13 protein-coding genes are annotated in these 18,172 nt (G+C 72.2%); 6 read left to right on the forward strand and 7 right to left on the reverse strand.

Annotated elements, in window-relative coordinates:
- On the reverse strand, positions 1–1,566 hold a 1,566-nt coding region (locus C1A38_RS21225), incomplete at its 3' end, for a metallophosphoesterase (RefSeq protein WP_102659512.1).
- A 66-nt stretch (positions 1,567–1,632) separates the two neighbouring features.
- A complete protein-coding gene (locus C1A38_RS21230; RefSeq protein ID WP_373306938.1) occupies positions 1,633–2,808 on the reverse strand; it encodes a PQQ-dependent sugar dehydrogenase in 1,176 nt (391 codons plus the stop codon).
- 87 nt (positions 2,809–2,895) lie between these two features.
- Here C1A38_RS21230 and C1A38_RS21235 point away from each other — a divergent pair, with 87 nt between their 5' ends.
- A complete protein-coding gene (locus C1A38_RS21235; protein ID WP_102659514.1) occupies positions 2,896–3,822 on the forward strand; it encodes a 2-hydroxyacid dehydrogenase in 927 nt (308 codons plus the stop codon).
- Here the strand turns inward: C1A38_RS21235 and C1A38_RS21240 are convergent.
- Positions 3,816–4,214: a PH domain-containing protein gene (locus C1A38_RS21240; protein ID WP_102659515.1), complete on the reverse strand. Its 399-nt coding sequence runs from the start codon at positions 4,212–4,214 to the stop codon at positions 3,816–3,818. The genes C1A38_RS21235 and C1A38_RS21240 overlap by 7 nt on opposite strands.
- A 220-nt stretch (positions 4,215–4,434) precedes the next feature.
- Between C1A38_RS21240 and C1A38_RS21245 the strand changes: the two genes are divergently transcribed.
- Positions 4,435–6,771, forward strand: a complete 2,337-nt coding sequence (locus tag C1A38_RS21245; protein ID WP_102659516.1) for a bifunctional diguanylate cyclase/phosphodiesterase — start codon at positions 4,435–4,437, stop codon at positions 6,769–6,771.
- Positions 6,772–6,784: 13 nt separating this feature from the next.
- Here C1A38_RS21245 and C1A38_RS21250 read toward each other — a convergent pair whose 3' ends face one another.
- Positions 6,785–7,807, reverse strand: coding sequence for a LacI family DNA-binding transcriptional regulator (locus tag C1A38_RS21250; protein WP_102659517.1), 1,023 nt, complete (start codon positions 7,805–7,807; stop codon positions 6,785–6,787).
- A gap of 299 nt (positions 7,808–8,106) precedes the next feature.
- Between C1A38_RS21250 and C1A38_RS21255 the strand changes: the two genes are divergently transcribed.
- The 4 genes from C1A38_RS21255 (at position 8,107) to C1A38_RS21275 (ending at position 13,796) form a co-directional block, all read left to right on the forward strand.
- Positions 8,107–10,668, forward strand: coding sequence for a glycoside hydrolase family 2 protein (locus tag C1A38_RS21255; protein ID WP_102659544.1), 2,562 nt, complete (start codon positions 8,107–8,109; stop codon positions 10,666–10,668).
- Between the two features lie 254 nt (positions 10,669–10,922).
- Positions 10,923–11,654, forward strand: a complete 732-nt coding sequence (locus tag C1A38_RS21265; protein WP_102659519.1) for an alpha/beta hydrolase family protein — start codon at positions 10,923–10,925, stop codon at positions 11,652–11,654.
- Positions 11,655–11,760: 106 nt separating this feature from the next.
- Complete coding sequence (locus C1A38_RS21270) at positions 11,761–12,099, forward strand: ArsR/SmtB family transcription factor (protein ID WP_102659520.1); 339 nt, start codon at positions 11,761–11,763, stop codon at positions 12,097–12,099.
- 50 nt (positions 12,100–12,149) lie between these two features.
- Positions 12,150–13,796 carry a SulP family inorganic anion transporter gene (locus C1A38_RS21275; protein WP_102659545.1) on the forward strand — a complete coding sequence of 549 codons (1,647 nt, stop codon included), beginning with the start codon at positions 12,150–12,152 and terminating at the stop codon, positions 13,794–13,796.
- 39 nt (positions 13,797–13,835) lie between these two features.
- On the opposite strand, the gene C1A38_RS21280 is transcribed toward C1A38_RS21275, so the two are convergent.
- The 3 genes from C1A38_RS21280 to ilvD form a co-directional block, all read right to left on the reverse strand.
- Positions 13,836–15,077, reverse strand: a complete 1,242-nt coding sequence (locus C1A38_RS21280) for an endonuclease/exonuclease/phosphatase family protein (protein ID WP_102659521.1) — start codon at positions 15,075–15,077, stop codon at positions 13,836–13,838.
- Positions 15,078–15,182: 105 nt separating this feature from the next.
- Positions 15,183–16,292 carry a DUF4037 domain-containing protein gene (locus C1A38_RS21285; RefSeq protein ID WP_102659522.1) on the reverse strand — a complete coding sequence of 370 codons (1,110 nt, stop codon included), beginning with the start codon at positions 16,290–16,292 and terminating at the stop codon, positions 15,183–15,185.
- Between the two features lie 16 nt (positions 16,293–16,308).
- Entirely contained in the window at positions 16,309–18,156 is a 1,848-nt protein-coding gene (ilvD, locus tag C1A38_RS21290) for a dihydroxy-acid dehydratase (RefSeq protein ID WP_102659523.1), read from the reverse strand.
- Between the last annotated feature and the right edge of the window lie 16 nt (positions 18,157–18,172).

An 18,172-nucleotide genomic window follows, 5' to 3' on the forward strand; every position in this document is an offset into this window, starting at 1 on the left:
GGTTGGGGTGGTCAGGGGGGTGGGTGGGGGGTTGATGACGGTGCGTTCGAGGTTGACCTGGGCCTGGCCGGTGCCGCCGACGGTGATGTTGTCGTACGCCTGGAGCTGCTTCTCCTGGTCGAAGTAGAGCACCGTCATGGTCAGCGGGGTGGGCTCCTCGCCTTCGAGGCCGCGCAGGCCGGCGCCGCCGGTGGAGCCCTGCACCATCAGCGTGGTGGGCTGCTGGCCGGGGACCTCCGGCAGCTGGTCGATCTGCCGGCGGTGGATGTGGCCGGCGAGCACGAGCGGGGTGGTGCCGGCCAGCGGGGCGGCGATGACCGGGTCGTGCACCAGAGCGAGGTTCACCGGCTTGGGCGCGCTGCGGATCGTGGCGGCGAGCTTCTCACCCGTGGCGGTCAACTCGTCGGCGGTGGGCGGGATGAGCCCGCCGGCGGCCGGTGAGGTGCTCTTGTCCGGGGTGAAGCGGGGGTCGCCGATGCCGGCGATGGTGAGCCCGGCGACGGTGGTGGTCGCGTTGTCCAGCACGATCGCGTTCGGCTGACGGGCCACCGCCGCCGACGTACGCCCCGAGTCGTGGTTGCCCCGGATGTAGACGTACGGCTTGCGGAGCAGGCTGATCGAGCCGACGTAGGACGCCTCCGGTTCGCTGCCCCAGTCGGTGATGTCGCCGGTGTCGATGATCACGTCGATGCCGAACTGCTCCACCACGGTGCGGATGAGCTGCCAGGCGGTCGGGTTGAGGTGCATGTCGGAGATGTGCAGCACACGGGTGGTGCCCGGGTCCTGCTCGTACACGGGCAGCGCCGACACGGTGGTGTAGAGCTGGGTGACGTTGCCGATGAGGCGCTGGAGCTGCTCGGCGTACCGGGTGTAGTCGTTGGCGATCTTGCGTACGTCACCGACGATTGCGGGTGCGTTGACCAGCAGCCCTTCGTACGTCGGCTCCTCGATCGCCTGGGGCCGTAGCGTCGTCGCCGCGGTGCCCAGGCTGCCCGCGGTGATCAGCAGCGCCAGTGCGCCGGCCCAGGCGGCCCGGCGGGTGTTGCGGAAGACCAGCAGGGCCAGCAGCACGGTGGCCAGCACGGTGGCACCGAGCGTACGCAGCCCGAGGCGCAGCACGCCGTCGGTGACCTCGTCGACCGCCGACTGGGTGGCCCGGTTCAGGCTCGCCGGATCGTCCAGCAGTGCCTCGACCCGACTCTGGTCCAGCGCGCCCAGCTCGACGGTCAGCTGGGTCGGCCCGTCGTGGCTGTTGAGCAGGAGCGCCCCCAGCGGTGGGATCTTGACGGTGGTGCCACCGTCGACGGACGGCGAGAGGGACAGTTTGGCCCGGAACGGGCCGATGTCCGTGCCGACCTGCCCGCCGGCGAGGGTGCCGAGCAGCACTCCGGCCAGGGTGACGACCAGCACGGCCAGGGCGACCCCGATCCGGCGTACGCCGGTGAGCCGCCCGGAGCGGCGCGGCGCGGCATCGGTCCGCCGCAGTGACGCAAAGCGTCTCGGACGGCGGGCCGGCGTCTCGGCCTCCCGGCCGTGCTCCGGCTGCTCGTGTTCCTGATCACCCATGGTGAGATTCTGACCTGCCTGCCGAAGGATCTTGACAAACCTGAGGTGTGGTGCTTCGAGGGTGCCTCAGCTTCGCCCAGCTCCGCCACCTGCGAAAACAAGTCGCAACAGTCGGTCGTCCTCGGGGGCGGGTCGACCCCGGCCGTCATGGTTGGAGGTGCTCACCCAGATCGAGCCGTCCGGGGCGGCCGCGACGGCACGCAGTCGCCCGTACTGCTCGGTCAGCAGCGCCTGGGGCTGCCCGAGGACCGTACCGGTGTCGGTCAGCTCGACCAGCCAGAGCCGCTGGCCGCGCAGGCACGCGGTGGCCAGCGTCCGCTCGACGGCGGCCAGCCCCGAGCAGGACGCCTCGTCGGTCGGCCACTGCACGATGGGGTCGACGTACTTCTCGTCGTCGCCCTGGCCCTCGACCTCGGGCCAGCCGTAGTTCTTGCCCTTGGTGATCTGGTTGATCTCGTCCCAGGTGTTCTGACCGAACTCCACCGCGTACATCCGGTCGCCGTCCCAGGCGATGCCCTGCACGTTGCGGTGGCCCAGCGACCAGACGGGCGAGTCCGGGTACGGGTTGCCGGGTGCCGGCTTGCCGTCCGGGGTGATCCGCAGGATCTTGCCGCCGAGCTGCTTGACGTCCTGTGACTGGTCGGTGTCCCCGGCGTCGCCGGTGCTGGCGTAGAGCTGCCCGTCGGGGCCGAAGGCCAGCCCGCCGCCGTTGTGGATGCCCGCCTTGGGGATGCCGGTCAGGATCGGGGTGGGTTCCTCGCCGAGCCGCAGCCGGGCGATCCGGTTGTCCTGTTCGGCGGTGTAGTAGACGAAGACCGTGCGGTCCTGCGCGAACTTCGGTGACACGGCGATACCCAGCAGGCCACCCTCGCCCGAGGCGGCCACGTCGTCGATGGTCTGCACCTCGGTGACCCGCAGGCCGTCCGGGGACGACTCCGGGCCGACCTGGACGATCCGGCCGGTGTCGCGTTCGGTGACCAGAGCGCCGCCGTCGGGCAGGAAGGCGATGCCCCACGGCACCCGCAACCCCTTGGCGAGCACGGTGGCGACGACCTCCTGGCCGCCGTTGCCGGCGCTGGTCGACGGAGTGGGCAGGTTCGGGGGCTTACCGGCCGGGTCCGGCTCCGGTTCGCCGAGGCTGCAACCGGCGGCGGCCAGCAGGAGTGTCGCGCCGGACGCGGCGAGAAGCGTACGGAGCTTAAGGGCGCGGGAGACTGGGGGACTGGCGCTCACCCGGCCCAGGGTAGTCCGCTGCGGACGCGGGCGTCGGTGGGCGCGTACGCGGCCCCTCGGCGGCGGTAACCGTCGCGAGGGCTATCGTCAGCGGGCGTGAAGGTATGGATTCCGCACGAGACCGGCCACGACCTGCTGGGTGAGCTGCCGCCGGAGGTCGTCGTCGAGACGATGAGTGATCCGGCCCGGCTGCCGTCGTCGACGTCCGGCGTGCGTTTCTGGGTGCCACCCTTCCTCGCTCCGGCGGCGGCCACCGCCCTGCTGCGTGACCTGCCCGACCTGGCGGTGGTCCAGTTGCTCTCGGCGGGGGCGGACACCTGGGTCGGGCGGATTCCGCCGGGAGTCGTGCTCTGCGACGCCCGGGGCGTGCACGACCCGTCCACCGCCGAGTGGGTGGTCACCGCCATCCTGTCCCAGCTGCGCGGTTTCCCGGCGATGATCCGCGCCCAGGCGCAGCGGCGCTGGGTGTACGACGAGGTGGCGCCCACCGACGAACTGGCCGGCAAGCGGATCCTGATCGTCGGGGCCGGTTCGATCGGCACCGCCGTGCGTGACCGGCTGGCCCCGTTCGAGGTGCAGTTCGACCTGGTCGCCCGCACCCCGCGTCCCGAGCAGGGCGTGTACGGGGTCGAAGACCTGCCCACGCTGCTGCCACAGGCTGACGTCGTGGTGCTGCTGGTGCCGCTGACCGAGCAGACCCGAGGACTGGTGGACGAGTCGTTCCTGGCCGCGATGCGCGACGGCGCGTTGCTCGTCAACGCCGCCCGGGGGCCGGTGGTCGTCACCGAGGCGCTGGTCGCCGAGGTGGCCGGCGGCCGGATCCGGGCGGCCCTGGACGTCACCGACCCGGAGCCGCTGCCGGCCGATCATCCGCTCTGGGAGTTGCCGAACGTGCTGATCACTCCGCACGTGGCCGGGTCGGTGCGGGGGCTGTTGCCCCGGGCGTACCGCCTGGTGGGCCAGCAGATCCGGCGGTTCGTTGCCGGAGAACAGCCCGACAACGTGGTGGTGGACGGCTACTGAGCCACCGGGACGTCGTCGCGGTCGGCCACCGGGTCGCCTCGGTCGGCCGCCGCCACCAGCAGTGGCAGGTCGACGTGGCGTACCGCGGGCAGGACGAGTTGCCGACCGTCGTCGAGAAGGGCGACCGCCCGGCCGCGGGTGTCGCCGCCCAGCTCGACGATCTGGTCCCAGCGGATCTGGCGGTCGCCGAGCAGCGCCCGTAGCCGCAGACCGTCCGGATTCGCATCGGTGCCGGCCCGCCAGGCCCAGACGGCCACCGCCAGGGGCACCAGCAGCACCGGCAGCAGGTACGCGCGGGCGTCGGCCAGTGGCAGGGCGCCGATGGTGGCGATGATCGCCCCGACCAGGATGGCCTGGTGGTGCCGGAATCGGGTGGTATCGGTGCGGCTCACCCCTCGATGATCCCACCATCGCCGGCCCGGACGGCAGTGGGTTGCGAACCGGTCCGTCCGGGGGCCCTGATTCTGTGTGGTCAACCGAGCGCGTACAGTGATCTGACTCAATGGGCGTCACTGATTGCGTGCTTGCTCGTTCTCGGGGGTGAGTAGCCGACCAGCCGCCCGCCCTCGCACCGCCGCACCGCCCCAGTGCCCCCTCACGAAGGCGAATGTCGTGCCCGTCGCGTCCGTGTTCCGCGCCATCGTCCGACGCTCCGCCCTGCCGGAGACGTGCGTACTCGCGGTGGTGTCTGTGCTTGTCGTCGTCGGTGCGGCCGGCTCGATGCCGGCGCTGGCGGTGGTGGCGCTCGCCGGTGCGGCCGGCTCGACGCTGGCCGGTGTACGGCTGTCCCGGCTCGCCGCCGGCCCCGATGCGCCGACCCTCGGTACGCCCGGCGGGCGGCTCGCCCGCCGTCGGGCCGCTCGGCCGCGTCGGGCCGCCGCCCTGCTACACGCTGCGGTGGTGAGCGCCGGTCTGACCGCGGCGGTGCTGCCGCTGGTCGCCGTCGGTGGTCGCTCGACCGCCGCCGTCGCCGGTCTGGCCGGCACCGCTGCGCTGCTCGGCGGTGGCCTGTTCAGCCTGCCGCGCCGAGCGGCGACGCCGGGCCGGCTGTGGTGGCGTCGACTGCTCGACGGCGCTGTGGCCGGTGCCTGCCTGGTGCTCACCGCCTGGCTGCTGCTGCCGTACGCGGGCGTGCCGACCCCGGTGCGCCTGGTCGCGGCGGTGGCCATCGGTCTGCTGGCCGGCAGCGTGCTCGCCCTGCTGACCGGGCCGGACCGGGCGTCCGGCATCACCCGCTGCCGGGCCGGCGCGGGACTGATCCTGCTCGCGTTGACGCTGCTGGCTGCGCTGCCGACCGGGGTCGGGCGCGCGGCCCTGCTGGCGGTCGCGCCGCTGGTGATCGGCGTGCTGCTGACCGCCGCCGGGGTACGGCGCGTGGTGGAGGCGGACGGGGAACCGCCACTTGCCCCGGTGGTCTGGCCGCGGGTGGTGGTCCCGGCGATCGGGGTGGTGCTGGCCGTCGTGCACCAGTTGCAGTCCGGGCAACTGCCCGACCACACCACCGTCGTGCTCGCCCTCGCCGCGGTGCCCGCCCTGGTGGCTCGTGAACTGCTAAACGTCGGGCCACAGACCACCCCGGCCCAGACCACCCAGGCCCAGACCACCCCGACCCAGGCCACCCCGACCCAGGCCACCCCGACCCAGACCGCCCCGGCTCACACCGCCCCGCCTCCGACCGCCGAGACCGGGGCCGGAAAAACCGGGGCCGGAGCCGTCGTCGGGGAGCCCGTACCGGTTGGACGTGCCGCCCTGCTGCGGGCGCTGGCGGCGCGGTCGGAGTCGGCGACCGGCACCCTGCTGGTGGTGGACCTGCACCTCACCGAGGTGCCCGGGGTGTCCGCGCGGGACGACGTGGCCGCCGAGGCCGTGCGTCGGGCGAGGGCTGTGACGGCCGTCGACGACGAGGTGATCGACCTGGCTGGCAGCGGTTTCGCGGTGGTCACCGGCGTGGCGGCGCTGCTGGCCTACGCGTTGGGCGCTCGGCTGCTCGAGGCGTTGGACCGACCGTACGAGGTGTCCGGCGCGGTGCTGCGCTCGCGGGCCAGCGTCGGGTTGGCCGAACTGGCCCACGGCCGGCCGGAGGACGTGTTGCGCCAGGCGGACCTGGCCCGACGACGCGCGGTGCAGCTGGGCCGGGACCGGATCGAGTGGTACGACGCGTACCTGGAGGAGCAGCTGGTCCGTCGGCTGGATCTGGAGCGGGAACTGCCCGGCGCGGTCGCCCGAGGCGAGCTGGATCTGGTCTACCAACCGGTGATCGGGCTCGCCGACCGGCTGCCGGTCGGTACGGAGGCGCTGCTGCGCTGGCGCAGCCCGGTCCTCGGCACAGTGTTTCCGGCCGAGCTGCTGCCGGTGGCGGAGGATCTCGACATCGTCGGTGAACTGGGTGTCTGGGTGTTGGACCGGGCCTGCCGGCAGGTGGCGGAGTGGTCAGTGGGCGGGCGGCGGCTGTGGATGGCGGTGAACGTCACCACCCGTGAACTGATCTCACCGGACTTCGTACCCCGGACGGCGGCGGTGCTTGCCGCACACGGGGTGGCACCGGACCAGTTGGTGATCGAGGTGGCCGAGCCGCGGGTCTGCACCGAGCTGCCGACCGTCGTGGCCCGACTGGCCGGGCTGCGGTCGTTGGGCATCCGCACCGCGCTTGACGACTTCCGGGCCGAGCAGGCATCCCTCGCCCAGCTCCGGCGACTGCCGATCGACCTGCTCAAGGTCGGGCCGGAGGTGACCGAGGCGAGCCGGGACCGCCCCCTGCTGGACGTGGTGGTCACCGTCGCCGACCGGTTGGGCGCGGAACTGGTGGCCGAGGGGCTGGAGTCCGCCCATCAGGTGGAGGCGGCCTGCCGCGCGGGGTGCCGCTACGGCCAGGGGTACGAGTTGGCGCGTCCCGCGACGGCCGAGCGGGTCGAGGCGTACTTCGAGGAGTTCCCGTCCGCCTCGCGGTGAATGCTTAACCGGTTCATGCCCCTATGCGGGGCGGGCCGGTGCTGCCGCGAGGCGTCAGGTGTGCCTGCTCGTCCTCCAGGTCGGTCGCCGGCGCACCCTCGATCAGTTGCAGGAGTTGCCGGGCGGCGTGTGCGCCGTACGCGGGGATGTCGCGTCCCACCGCGGTCAGTGGCGGATGCACCAGCCGACACAGTGGCGAGTCGTCCCAGGCCACGATGGACAGATCGGCGGGGACGGCGAGACCCATCTCCTGGGCCACCGACAATCCGGCGATGGCCATCACGTCGTTGTCGTAGATGACAGCGGTGGGGCGGATCCGGGAGCTGAGCAGCCGACGGGTCGCCCGCGCACCCTCCTCGCCGGTGTAGTCGGTGGAGGCGACGACCGCCTCGGCGAGACCGAGGCGCTGGCACACCTCGGTGAAGGCCTGCGTGCGGATGGTGGTGTGCAGCAGGTCGGGCAGGCCGGCGACGCGGGCCACCCGGCGATGCCCCAGGGCGTACAGGTATTCCACTGTCTCCACCAGGGCCGCCGCGTCGTTCGACCAGACGCTGGCCAACCGGCCGGTGCCGGTCGGCCCGCCGATCACCACGGCGGGCAGCCGCAACTCCTCAAGCACCGGCACCCGCTGGTCGTCGGTGCGCAGGTCGCAGACGAGCACCCCGTCGACCCGCCGCTCACCCCACCACCGGCGGTAGACCGCGATCTCGGCGTCGGCATCGGCCACCACCTGCAGGGTCAGCGCGTACGACCGGGCGGAGAGTTCCACCTCGACGCCGCTGATCAACTCCATGAAGAACGGTTCGATGCCGAGCGTCTGGGCGGGCCGAGCGAGGATCAGGCCGATCGCCCGGGCGGTCGCGCCGGACAACGCACGGGCCGCGCTGCTCGGGCTGAAGCCGATCTCGGCGGCGATGGCGAGGATGCGTTGTCGGGTCGCCTCGGAGACGCCGGGCTGGCCGTTGAGCGCGTACGACACCGCGCCCTTGGAAACCCCCGCCCGGCGGGCGACATCCGCGATCGTGGGCCGCTTCACCGGCGTGCGCCCCCCTGAGCCAGTCCGTTGTCGCTGGACAGGCTACCCCTCGACCGCCATCGGCCAGGCGCGGGCCGGAACGGCGCTGCTTGTTCGGTTCAGTCCGAACGATGGCGTCGATTCCGGGCTGCACGACGACAAGGTGTCCGGCCTGAAGTCCCGATCAGTAAAGGGTTTTCGGGCCGAAGACGATGTCCCGGTCGCACCGTTGACACTCGGGAAGTGCACCCGTACGGTGGCGTCACTTATCCGGTTCAGTCGACATTTCTCGACCTGTGGGGACGGGGAGCGGTGACATCGTGAGCGACGCGCGGGGGACCGGTCCGCTTCGGCAGGCGCTGCACGACGGCTGGACCCTGCGGGCGGTGTCCGGCCCGCAGGTGCCACCCGAGGTCGACGGCGTGACGGTGCCGGCCACCGTGCCCGGCTGCGTGCACACCGATCTGCTCGCCGCCGGGTTGATCCCCGACCCGTACCTCGACGACAACGAGACCGCGCTGGCCTGGATCGGGCACACCGACTGGTCGTACGAGACGACCTTCGACCGCCCGGGCGGCACCCACCAGCGGCTCGACCTGGTCTGTGCCGGGCTCGACACGGTCGCCACGGTCACCGTCAACGGCGTCGAGGTCGGCCGCACCGAGAACATGCATCGCGGCTACCGCTTCGACGTCACCTCGCTGCTCCAACCCACAGACAACACCCTGGCCGTACGCTTCGACTCCGCCTACCGGTACGCCCACGCGCACCGCGACCGCCTCGGCGACCGGCCCAACGCCTACCCCGAGCCGTTCCAGTTCATCCGCAAGATGGCCTGCAACTTCGGCTGGGACTGGGGGCCGACCCTGGTCACCGCCGGCATCTGGCAGCAGATCGGCCTGCACGGCTGGTCGGTCGCCCGGCTGGCCACCGTACGCCCGCTGGTCACGCTCGACGGCGTCGACGGGCGGGTGGCGGTGCAGGTCGAGGTGGACCGGCTGGCCGACCTGCCGCTCACCGTGCGGGCCCAGGTGGCCGGGGTGACCGCCGAGACGACAGTCGCGGCGGGACAGCGGAGCGCCACACTGACCCTCGACGTGCCGCGACCCGCCCTGTGGTGGCCGCGAGGTCACGGCGACCAGCCCCGTCACGACCTGGACGTCACCCTGCACGGGCCGGACGGCGACCTGCTCGACGCCTGGCACCGGCGGATCGGCTTCCGCTCGGTACGCCTCGACACCACCCCGGACGCCCACGGCGCGCCGTTCACCCTGCACGTCAACGGGGTGCCGATCTTCGTCCGGGGGGTGAACTGGATCCCCGACGACGTCTTCCCGACCCGGGTCACCCGCGAGCGCCTGACCCACCGCTTCGACCAGGCCGTCGACGCCAACATCAACCTGCTGCGGGTCTGGGGCGGCGGCCGGTACGAGTCGGACGACTTCTACGACCTGGCCGACGAACGTGGCCTGCTGGTGCAGCAGGACTTCCTCTTCGCCTGCGCGGCCTACCCCGAGGAGGAGCCGTACGCCGGTGAGGTCGCCGCCGAGGCCGCCGAGCAGGTGACCCGGCTGGCGTCGTACCCGTCGCTGGTGCTGTGGACCGGCAACAACGAGAACATTTGGGGCTGGCACGACTGGGGTTGGCAGGAGCAGTTGGCCGGGCGCACCTGGGGGCGCGGCTACTACCTGGACCTGCTGCCCCGCATCGTCGCCGAGTTGGACCCGACGCGCCCGTACTGGCCCGGCAGCCCCTGGTCGGGCAGCGAGCAGATCCACCCCAACGACCCGGCGTACGGCACCACCCACATCTGGGACGTGTGGAACACCGACGACTACGTGAAGTACCGCGACCACCTGCCCCGGTTCGTCGCGGAGTTCGGCTACCAGGGCCCGCCGGCGTACGCGACGCTGCGCCGGGCGCTTACCGACGAGCCGCTCGCCCCGGACTCGCCCGGCATGGCGCACCACCAGAAGGCCACCGACGGCGACGCGAAACTGCGCCGAGGGCTGGACGCCCACCTGCCCGCGCCGCGCGACTTCGACGACTGGCACTACTTCACCCAGCTCAACCAGGCCCGCGCCATCCAACTCGGGGTGGAACACTTCCGCTCACACCGCGGGCTGTGCATGGGCACCATCGTCTGGCAGCTCAACGACTGCTGGCCGGTCACCTCCTGGTCGGCCGTGGACGGCGACGGCCGGCGCAAACCCCTGTGGTACGCGCTGCGCCGGGCGTACGCCGACCGGCTGCTCACCGTGCAGCCCCGCGACGACGGCCAGTCCAGCACCGGCGGCCAGTCCGGCGACGGCTTCCGAACCGACGCCGGTGGGCTGGTGCTGGTCGCGGTCAACGACGGTGGCCAACCCTGGCGTGCGTCGGTGACGGTCACCCGCCTGACCGTCACCGGGGACCCACGGGCGAAGACGACGCTGGCACTCGACGTCCCCGCGTACGACACGGTCAACCTGGCGCTGCCGGCGGAGCTGACCCGACCCGACGAGGCCCGGCGCGAACTGCTGATCGCCGACGCCGGTGATCCCGCCGGCCGTGCGCTCTGGTTCTTCGCCGAGGATCGCGAGATCGACTACCCGCCGGCCGAGTACGACGCCACGGTCGAGCCGGCCGACAGCGGCCAACTGGTCCGGGTAACCGCCCGCACCATCCTGCGCGACCTCACGCTCTTCCCCGACCGGCTCGACCCGTCCGCCCAGGTCGACGACGCCCTGATCACCCTGCTCCCCGGCGAGTCGACCACCTTCACCGTCCGCTCGACCCCACCGCTCGACCCCACCGCCCTCACCACCCGCCCCACCCTCCGCTGCGTCAACGACCAACAACCGCACGTCCCCGACCCCGTCCCTGGCACTTGCGCTGGTTGATCAAGAGGTTTGCGTCTGGAATCCGGCCGGATCCGACGCAAATCTCTTGATCAACGCTTACTGGGAGAGGTGGTGGGGCGGTAGTAATGCGGTGGCGGGGGGTGGGGGGTGCTGTTAGGTTTCGCGGAGGCCGTGGGCAGAGCGAGGGGGTGGTATCCGTGAATGGGTCGACATGGGTGCTCCACTCAGGGGTCACGGTCGGGCGATAGGTCGTCCGGGAGCGCCGTTCACGAGCACTCCCGAAAGGCACGACCATGGAGTTCACTTCCGAACAGCGCCTCCACGACGGCGTCCTCGAGCGCGAATTCACCCTCGGCGAGATTCCCGGCATTCTGTGGACGCCCGCATCCGTATCCGCTCCGGCGCCGGTGATCCTGCTCGGCCACCCCGGCGGACTGCCGACGATGTATCCCCGATTGGCGGCCCGGGCCCAGCATTGCGCAGCGGTGGGCTTCGCCGCCGCCACCATCGAGCTTCCCGGTGGCGGTAACCGGCCCCGTCTCGTCGCCGTCGAGGAGGCCCGCACCGAGCTGCGCCGGGCACTGAAGGCCGGCGAGCCGGTCGGCGACGAGGTAGTCGACCGGCTTGTTCTGCCACTTGTCGACCAGGCGGTCCCGGAATGGCGGGCCGCCCTGGACGCCCTGCTCTCGCTGCCCGAAATCGGCGGCCCGGTCGGGTACTCGGGCGGAATCATCGCCATTGGCATCCGGCTGGCGGTGGTCGAGCCGCGCATCTCGGCCGCCCTGCTGTTCGCCGGTAGTTTCGTGCCCCGTGCCATGTTCGAGGAGGCCCGGAAGGTCACCATTCCGCTACAGGTTCTGCTGCAGTGGGACGACGAAGGAAACGACAGGCAGCAGGCCCTTCAGCTGTTCGACGCCTTCGGCTCGACGGAGAAGACACTGCACGCCAACATGGGCGGGCACACCGGCGTCCCGCAGTTCGAGGCAGACGACGCGAACCGGTTCTTCGCCCGACACCTGAGGTGAGGCCGGACCGTCCCGGCCCGGCAGCGGACGATCTTCTGACTTGAAGAATCCTGCAAGTGCTAAAGTCTTCAGGGTGCCCGTCCGGGCGCGGCGAGGAGGCTGAGGCGTGTCGGTGCCGCTGTACCAGGCGAAGGCGGAGTTGTTCCGCACCCTCGGGCATCCCGTCCGCATCCGGGTGCTGGAGTTGCTCCAGGACGGCCCCAAGCCGGTGCGTGATCTGCTCGCCGTCATCGACGTCGAGGCGTCCAACCTCTCCCAGCAGCTCGCCGTGCTGCGCCGCGCCGGCATGGTCACCACCTACCGGGACGGTGCCCTGGTGATGTACGCGTTGAGCACCCCCGACGTGGCCGACCTGCTGGCCGCCGGACGGCGGATCCTCGGCGCGGTGCTCGCCGACCGGGACGGCCTGCTCGACGAGTTGCGGGCAGGCGGGCCGAACCAGTGAGCGGCGCCGAGGCGGCTACTCCCGCCACACCGCGTCCTGCCCTCGCCGCCGTGTGGGGGCGGGTCCGTGCCCTGCTGCCCGGCCGGGCCGACCTTGCGGCGGTACGCCGAGCGCCCCGCCGCGACCTGCTCGCCGGGCTCACCGTCGCCATCGTCGCGCTGCCCCTGGCCCTCGCCTTCGGGGTCACCTCCGGGCTGGGGGCGGAGGCCGGGCTGATCACCGCCGTGGTCGCCGGTGCCGTGGCCGCCGTCTTCGGCGGCTCCAACCTCCAGGTCTCCGGGCCGACCGGCGCGATGACCGTGGTGCTGGTGCCGATCGTGGCGCAGTTCGGGGCGAACGGCGTGCTGCTTGTCGGCGCGATGGCCGGAGTGATCCTGCTTGTCCTGGCCTTCGCGCGCTTCGGGCGATTTGTCAGGTATCTCCCTGTCCCGGTGATCGAGGGCTTCACCGCCGGCATCGCCGTGGTCATCGCCCTGCAACAGGTGCCGGCCGCGCTCGGCGTCACCGATGCGCAGGGCGAACGGGTCTGGGCGGTGGCCGCCGACGCGGTCGCCCGTTTCGTCGTACACCCGCACCCGGCCGCGATCGCGGTGGCCCTCGGTGTCGCGGCGGCGATGCTGATCGGTGCCCGGTGGCGTCCCGGCGTGCCGTTCTCGCTGCTGGCCGTGGCCGCCGCCACGATCGTCGCGGAACTCGTACCTGTCGACCTGATCCGCATCGGCGCCCTGCCGCAGACGTTGCCCGCGCCGTCGCTGGACTTCCTCGACCTCGGTGCGGTGGGGGTCCTGCTGCCCGCCGCATTCGCGGTGGCGGCGCTTGCCGCGTTGGAGAGCCTGCTCTCGGCCACCGTCGCCGACGGGATGACTGTCGACCAGCGGCACGACCCGGATCGGGAACTGTTCGGGCAGGGGCTGGCCAACCTGGCGTCCCCGCTGTTCGGCGGCATCCCGGCCACTGCGGCGATCGCACGTACCGCGGTGAACGTCCGGGCCGGCGCGGTGTCCAAGCTCGCCGCGCTCACCCACGCCGTCGCCCTGGCCGGCATCGTGCTGGCCGCCGCGCCGCTCGTCGGTCGGATCCCCCTCGCGGCGCTCGCCGGGGTCCTGCTGGCCACCACGGTACGGATGGTGGAGGCCGCCTCGCTGTGGGCGCTGGCCCGCGCCACCCGGGGCGACGCGCTGGTGCTCGTGCTCACCTTCGCCGTCACCGTCATCTGGGACCTGGTCACCGCCGTGGCGGTCGGCGTCGGCGTCGCCATCGTGGTGGCGCTGCGTGCCGTGGCCCGCAGCGCCAAACTCGAACAGGTCCCCCTGGACGCCCACGACCACACCGCCGAGGAGCAGGCCCTGCTCGCCGAGCACATCGTGGCCTACCGGCTCGACGGGCCGCTCTTCTTCGCCGCCGCGCACAACTTCCTGCTCCAGCTCTCCGACGTGGCCGACGTCCGGGTGGTCATCCTCCGGATGGCCCGGGTCACCACAGTCGACGCCACAGGTGCCCAGGTGCTCGGCGACGCCATCCGCCGGCTTCAGGGGCGCGGCATCACCGTGCTGCTCTCCGGCATCGATCCCGGCCACGACCAGGTGCTGGACACCCTCGGCGTGGCCGACCAGCTCCGCCGCGACAACCTGATCTTCTCCGACACCCCGGCGGCCATCGCGTACGCCCGCGTCCTCGCCCTGCCCGCCCCCGCCTGACCAGCGGGCGACGACCGGACGCCGTTGCGGCGGGCGGCCTCAGCGCAGGTCGAGCCAGACCAGCCGGTGGTCGGAGGTGGGGAAGCCACCCGGCAGGGTGGGGGAGTAGTCGCCGACCAGCCGGAACAGCGGGTCACCCGGCACCGGCCAGAAGACCCCGGCGGCACGGACCGGCAGACCCCGGCTCGGCAGCAGGTAGTCGACCCGCAGGTTGCCGGGGCTGGTGTCGGCGAAGTCGCCGGTGTCGAAGCGCGGATCGCCGCGGTGGTCGAGGTTCGCGCCGCCCTGCCGCTGCGCGGCGGCCGGGCCACCCGCGCTGGCCGGCACGACCCGATCGTCGACGCGGGGGTGGTCGAGCAGTTGCTGCGCCGCGCCGGGCACGCTGTCGCCGTCGTACGGGTCGGCGTTGAGGTCCCCGGCGATCACGAAGGCCGCGCCGGGCCGGAGCCCGCCGCGCCGCCCGGCGTCGTCGTAGATGTAGCCGCCCCGGCCAGGGGAGACGTAGTCGGCCCAGAAGCGGATCTCGTCGTGGTTGCGGCGGCCGTTGCGGTCCTCCGGCCCGTCGAAGACCGGCGGCGTCGGGTGGCTGGCCAGCAGGTGCACGGTACGGCCCGGCAACCGGATCGGCAGGTCCCAGTGGCTCTTCGAGGACAGCCGCAGGTCGGCCAGTTCCGCCGGGGAGTACCAGTCGGCCGGCTCGGGGGTGGACGGGTCGTCGGGCAGCAGGGCGCCGGGCATGTCCCGCCAGCGGAACGTCTGGAACGTACGGACCTTCGCCACGTCGATCGGGTACGCCGAGTAGACCGCCATGCCGTACTGGCCGGGGAAGAGACCGAAGCCGTACGCGTCGTCGGGCCCGCCGACGGTGCCGTCGTTGTTGAGGTCGTGGCCGGAGGGGACGCCGGTGTTCGACGGGGCGGCGTACCGGTACGGGTAGTGGATGGCCCGGCTGCCGTTGCGGGGCACGGAGAGGTAGTTGTCCTGGAAGAGCGCCAACGCCCGGCCGGCCGGGTCGTGGTCGAACTCGTTGATCAGCAGTACGTCGGGGCGTACCCGCTGGATCACCTCGGCGACGTTGGCGGCCTGGGCGTTGTCCCGGCGGGACAGGTCGGCGACCAGCCCACCGGCGGTGTCCCGGTTCAGCGAGGCGTTGAACGTGGCCACCCGTACCGGTGCGGGGTGCCGTCCACCGGCACCCGCCGGTGCCGCCACCGCGAACGTCGCCGTCACCGCGAGCAGCGCCGTCGTGACACCGGCGTAGACCCTCCGCCTCGCACCCATCGACGTACCTCCCCATTCACGATCCACGATCGCCACGCTACCGAAAACGGCACGGCGGCAGGGTGAACCGTGATCGACGATCGTGCGTGCTGCCGGGACGGGTGCTCAGGGTGCGTGTGGTCCGTACAGTGCGCCGGTGACCGCGCGGGCCCGGTCGGCCACACCGAGGACGTCGGTGCTGTCCACGAACTGGTCCACGCCGCCCACGTGCCGTGGCAGCGTCGACACCTCCGGGTCGGTGATCGCCCGGTGGGTGGCGTCGGCGAAGCGGTCCGCGGCCAGCACCCGCATCGGTCGATCGTGGAACGGACGCACCGTGGGCTCGACCGGGTCGCAGAGGCCCAGGTCGTTGTGCGCGCGGGCGAGATGTTCGTACGCGGCGCAGAGCGCGCTTTCACGGTGCGGCCAGTCGGCGGCGGTGAGGGCATCGGTGAGCAGCGGTTGCAGCGTCGGGGCGCAGCGCAGCCGGACGAACGCCGTACCCAGCCATTTGGCGTAGGGCGGGTAGCGACGTTCGACGAGCAGCGCCAGGCGCATCAGGTCGCGGACCAGCCGGGCGGTGACCAGCCGGGAGCCGAGGTCGTCGCCGACCTCCGCACACCGGCCGGGGAAGGCTTCCTCCTGGGCGATGCGCCGCCACTGGCAGGCCAGCAGGTATCGCCAGATGTCGTCGGGATACCAGGCGAGCGCGGCGCGAATCGACGTCAGGTGGCCGAGACCGTCGTGGAAGACCGCACCCGAGGTGACCTCCAGCAGCCGTTGGGTGGGGATGGCCAGCCAGTCGCGGGTGTGCATGCCGTCGCGCGGGTCGGGGCCGAGGTGGGTGGCGAGCCAGGTGTCGAGGTCGAGCACCTCGATGCGGTGCGCGATCGGGGCGTCGCCGACAGGTTGCAGGGTGCGCGAGCGTCCGGGTTCGGGTGGGCTGAAGTTCGTGCTCCAGCCCTGCACCGAGGAGGGCAGCCGCTCGGCGAGCACACCGACGAGGTCGTCGGCGTGCCGCCGGGCGTCCGCGGGTGCCAGGAACAGCAGCAGGCGCGGTCCCCAGTCGTGGTCGGTCGAGCGGGCGGTGTCGTAGCCGAGCACGTCCGAACCCGGGCCCAGCAGCGCCGCCGAGTGCACCAGCCGAGGGAAGGCGACGTCGAGGATCGGCCGTACCGCCTCGTGGTACGTGCTCGCCGCCAGCGACAGACCGGGAACGAACGCCGGTACCCGCACCGTCTGCGCGTCTAGCTCACTCGGGGACGCGACGGTACGCGCCGTCGCTGGCGGAGGTGGCCATCGAGGCGTACGCGCGCAGCGCCGCGGAGACCGGGCGTTGCCTGTCGACCGGGGTGTACGGGCGGTCCCGCTTCTCCTGGGCGACCCGTCGGGCGTCCAGCACGTCGGCCGGCACGTTCAACTCGATCGACCGGTTCGGGATGTCGATGACGATCTCGTCGCCCGGCTCCACAAGCGCGATCAGCCCGCCGGCGGCGGCCTCGGGGGAGGCGTGGCCGATGGACAGGCCCGAGGTGCCACCGGAGAACCGGCCGTCGGTGAGCAGCGCGCAGGCCCGGCCCAGTCCTCGGCCCTTGAGGAACGAGGTGGGGTAGAGCATCTCCTGCATGCCGGGGCCGCCCTTGGGGCCCTCGTAGCGGATCACCACCACGTCCCCGGCGACGATCTCCTTGGCCAGGATGGCGGTCACCGCGTCGTCCTGCGACTCGTACACCTTCGCCGGGCCGCGGAAGGTCAGGCACTCCTCGGGCACCCCGGCGGTCTTCACCACGCAGCCGTCCGGTGCCAGGTTGCCGTAGAGGATGGCCAACCCGCCGTCGGCGCTGTACGCGTGCTCCAGGTCCCGGATGCAGCCCTCGGCGGCGTCGGTGTCCAGAGTGGACCAGCGGTTGGTGGTGGAGAACGGCTCGGTGGTGCGCACCCCGCCCGGCGCGGCGTGGAACAACTCGGTCGCCTCGGGGGTGGCCGAGCCGCCGCGCACGTCCCAGTCGGCCAGCCAGCGCTCCAGAGTGGGGGAGTGCACCGCGTGCACCTCCCGGCGCAGCAGGCCGGCGCGGTCCAGTTCGCCGAGGATGGCCGGGATGCCACCGGCCCGGTGCACGTCCTCCATGTGGTACTGCGGGGAGTTCGGGGCGACCTTGGCCAGGCAGGGCACCCGGCGGGAGATCTCGTCGATGTCGGCGACGGTGAAGTCCAGCTCGGCCTCGCGGGCGGCGGCCAGCAGGTGCAGGATCGTGTTTGTCGAGCCACCCATCGCCACGTCCAGGGCGACGGCGTTCTCGAACGCGGCCCGGGAGGCCACCACCCGGGGCAGCACCGAGTCGTCGTCCTGGTCGTACCACCGCTTGGCGATGTCCACGACGGTGCGGCCGGCCTCGACGAACAGCGACCGCCGCGCGGCGTGGGTGGCAAGCGTCGAGCCGTTGCCGGGCAGCGCCAGCCCGATCGCCTCGGTGAGGCAGTTCATCGAGTTCGCGGTGAACATGCCCGAGCAGGAGCCACAGGTCGGGCAGGCGGAACGCTCGATCTCGCCGAGCTGGTCGTCGGTGACCGCCTCGTTGGAAGAGGCGATCATCGCGTCGATCAGGTCGATCTTGGAGTGGACGATGCCCTCGATGGCCACCGTCTTGCCGGCCTCCATCGGGCCGCCGGAGACGAAGACGGTCGGGATGTTGAGCCGCAGCGCGGCCAGCAGCATGCCGGGGGTGATCTTGTCGCAGTTGGAGATGCAGACCAGGGCGTCGGCGCAGTGCGCGTTGACCATGTACTCCACCGCGTCGGCGATCAGCTCCCGGCTGGGCAGGGAGTAGAGCATGCCGCCGTGGCCCATGGCGATGCCGTCGTCGACCGCGATCGTGTTGAACTCCCGGCCCACCCCGCCGGCCTCGGCCACCGCCTCGGCCACCAGGCCGCCCATGTCCTTGAGGTGTACGTGACCCGGGACGAACTGGGTGAAACTGTTCGCGATGGCGACGATCGGCTTGCCGAAATCGTCGTCGGTCATCCCGGTGGCCCGCCACAGGGCCCGGGCACCGGCCATCGTCCGACCGTGCGTGGAGGTCTTCGACCGCAGCTCAGGCATGTGTACCAGTCTGACA

It is taken from the genome of Verrucosispora sp. ts21, assembly GCF_002879555.1.
Classification (GTDB): domain Bacteria; phylum Actinomycetota; class Actinomycetes; order Mycobacteriales; family Micromonosporaceae; genus Micromonospora; species Micromonospora gifhornensis.